The following is a 3,383-nucleotide window of genomic DNA, read 5'->3' on the forward strand; positions in this document are numbered from 1 at the left end:
CTGCGGCGGGGCCGATCCGGTCCGGCGCGGAGATTACCGCTGAAGGTTTGGGCTGAGGGGCCGGGCAACCGGGCTGTCGGCGCGTCTTCGGTGGTGGGCTTGGCCTTCGGGCTGCGGCTCTTGCTCTTTGACAAGTGCATCAATCGAGAAAGAGAAACGTGGGCGGCTTTGTCTGGCGTCCTTGCGGGTCTGGCGTGAGCCGGACCGTGAGAGATGGACAGCTGACCTTCGTTTCGGAAAGCTCACCGAACCTTGATGGAAACGTCGGGTTTGGGTGTGAGCACTCCGTTTATGTTGTGATCAGCTAAGATCAACTCTTCAACTTGAGAGTTTGATCCTGGCTCAGAGCGAACGCTGGCGGCAGGCTTAACACATGCAAGTCGAACGGGCACCTTCGGGTGTCAGTGGCAGACGGGTGAGTAACACGTGGGAACGTGCCCTTCGGTTCGGAATAACTCAGGGAAACTTGAGCTAATACCGGATACGCCCTTTTGGGGAAAGGTTTACTGCCGAAGGATCGGCCCGCGTCTGATTAGCTTGTTGGTGGGGTAACGGCCTACCAAGGCGACGATCAGTAGCTGGTCTGAGAGGATGATCAGCCACACTGGGACTGAGACACGGCCCAGACTCCTACGGGAGGCAGCAGTGGGGAATATTGGACAATGGGCGCAAGCCTGATCCAGCCATGCCGCGTGAGTGATGAAGGCCTTAGGGTTGTAAAGCTCTTTTGTCCGGGACGATAATGACGGTACCGGAAGAATAAGCCCCGGCTAACTTCGTGCCAGCAGCCGCGGTAATACGAAGGGGGCTAGCGTTGCTCGGAATCACTGGGCGTAAAGGGCGCGTAGGCGGCCGATTAAGTCGGGGGTGAAAGCCTGTGGCTCAACCACAGAATTGCCTTCGATACTGGTTGGCTTGAGACCGGAAGAGGACAGCGGAACTGCGAGTGTAGAGGTGAAATTCGTAGATATTCGCAAGAACACCAGTGGCGAAGGCGGCTGTCTGGTCCGGTTCTGACGCTGAGGCGCGAAAGCGTGGGGAGCAAACAGGATTAGATACCCTGGTAGTCCACGCCGTAAACGATGAATGCCAGCCGTTGGCCTGCTTGCAGGTCAGTGGCGCCGCTAACGCATTAAGCATTCCGCCTGGGGAGTACGGTCGCAAGATTAAAACTCAAAGGAATTGACGGGGGCCCGCACAAGCGGTGGAGCATGTGGTTTAATTCGAAGCAACGCGCAGAACCTTACCATCCCTTGACATGGCATGTTACCTCGAGAGATCGGGGATCCTCTTCGGAGGCGTGCACACAGGTGCTGCATGGCTGTCGTCAGCTCGTGTCGTGAGATGTTGGGTTAAGTCCCGCAACGAGCGCAACCCACGTCCTTAGTTGCCATCATTCAGTTGGGCACTCTAGGGAGACTGCCGGTGATAAGCCGCGAGGAAGGTGTGGATGACGTCAAGTCCTCATGGCCCTTACGGGATGGGCTACACACGTGCTACAATGGCGGTGACAGTGGGACGCGAAACCGCGAGGTCGAGCAAATCCCCAAAAACCGTCTCAGTTCGGATTGCACTCTGCAACTCGGGTGCATGAAGGCGGAATCGCTAGTAATCGTGGATCAGCACGCCACGGTGAATACGTTCCCGGGCCTTGTACACACCGCCCGTCACACCATGGGAGTTGGTCTTACCCGACGGCGCTGCGCCAACCGCAAGGAGGCAGGCGACCACGGTAGGGTCAGCGACTGGGGTGAAGTCGTAACAAGGTAGCCGTAGGGGAACCTGCGGCTGGATCACCTCCTTTCTAAGGATGTTCTTTTAGGGCCTGGGGTCGAGCCTGCTCGTCACCGTCCTCTCGGAACGTCATTGGATATCAGAGACCCAGTCAGGGTCTCATTGGCGGGACGCTGAGGCGGAGCCGTCCTCGTTTCTCTTTCTCATCCGGATAAAGCGGGCTCGCCGAGCGGGCTGTTGCGCAATGCAACGGCTGGCGATCGGGCGACCGGCTGGGGCCTGTAGCTCAGGTGGTTAGAGCGCACCCCTGATAAGGGTGAGGTCGGACGTTCGAGTCGTCCCAGGCCCACCATGATCAGGGGACGTAGCTCAGCTGGGAGAGCAGTTGCTTTGCAAGCATCAGGTCGTCGGTTCGATCCCGTCCGTCTCCACCACGTCTCGTGAGCCGCCGTCAGGCGCACCGAGACGGTGTTGGGCCAAGATCCGGAAGAGAAGGCAAGAGTTTGCCTGCCCGCGCGCTTTCGCGCCTGGCACGGCATCGTTCAAAACAATCGTGAAGAGGGAATGTGACCGCGGGTCCCGCGAAAGCGGGGTGCCCGTTGGAGGTCATGTTCGGCAAGCATGTGACTGGATGGCTGAAGAGCCGTCCGGTCACTGGTCTTTATCGTGACCGTGGCTGGGATGCCCGGCTGCCGCTACTGCGGCTGCCGGATCATCACCGGACATCGATCATGAGAGCGATCAAGTGCCTTAAGAGCATTCGGTGGATGCCTTGGCGCTGAGAGGCGATGAAGGACGTGGTACGCTGCGATAAGCCTTGGGGAGCTGCGAACGAGCTTTGATCCAGGGATTTCCGAATGGGGAAACCCACCTTCGACCTTCTGTAGTGTGGGTGCAGGCGCGAGCCTGCATCGACACGACAGTCGGTCAGATGAAGGTATCAAATCCTGAATTCATAGGGGTTTGAAGCGAACCCGGGGAACTGAAACATCTCAGTACCCGGAGGAAAGGACATCAACGAGACTCCGTCAGTAGTGGCGAGCGAACGCGGATCAGGCCAGTGCCTTGCATGAGATTACCGGAACGGCCTGGAACGGCCGGCAGGATGGGTGACAGCCCCGTACGGGACGGTCGATTGCAAGGACTCGAGTAGGGCGGGACACGTGAAATCCTGTCTGAACATGGGGGGACCACCCTCCAAGCCTAAGTACTCCTCAGCGACCGATAGTGAACCAGTACCGTGAGGGAAAGGTGAAAAGCACCCCGACGAGGGGAGTGAAACAGCACCTGAAACCGGATGCTTACAAACAGTAGGAGCCCAAGGTTCGTCCTGGGTGACTGCGTACCTTTTGTATAATGGGTCAGCGACTTAAAGTTACGAGCAAGCTTAAGCCGATAGGTGGAGGCGCAGCGAAAGCGAGTCTGAACAGGGCGTTCAGTTCGTGGCTTTAGACCCGAAACCGAGTGATCTAGCCATGTGCAGGATGAAGGTGGGGTAACACCCACTGGAGGTCCGAACCAGTGCCCGTTGAAAAGGTCTTGGATGACGTGTGGCTAGGGGTGAAAGGCCAATCAAACTCGGAAATAGCTGGTTCTCCGCGAAAGCTATTTAGGTAGCGCCTCGAGTGAATACCGTGCGGGGTAGAGCA

General features: G+C 57.9%; 2 tRNA genes and 2 rRNA genes. All 4 read left to right on the forward strand.

The features are described from left to right. The first annotated feature begins 319 nt into the window (after positions 1–319). A 16S ribosomal RNA gene (locus LC605_RS31850) occupies positions 320–1,804 on the forward strand. A 205-nt stretch (positions 1,805–2,009) separates the two neighbouring features. Then, positions 2,010–2,086, forward strand: a tRNA-Ile gene (locus LC605_RS31855). Between the two features lie 6 nt (positions 2,087–2,092). Then, positions 2,093–2,168: transfer RNA gene (locus LC605_RS31860), tRNA-Ala, on the forward strand. A 305-nt stretch (positions 2,169–2,473) separates the two neighbouring features. Continuing rightward, positions 2,474–3,383 (forward strand): 23S ribosomal RNA (locus LC605_RS31865); the annotation flags it as partial.

The organism is Nostoc sp. CHAB 5836, assembly GCF_020829445.1.
GTDB lineage: Bacteria > Cyanobacteriota > Cyanobacteriia > Cyanobacteriales > Nostocaceae > Nostoc.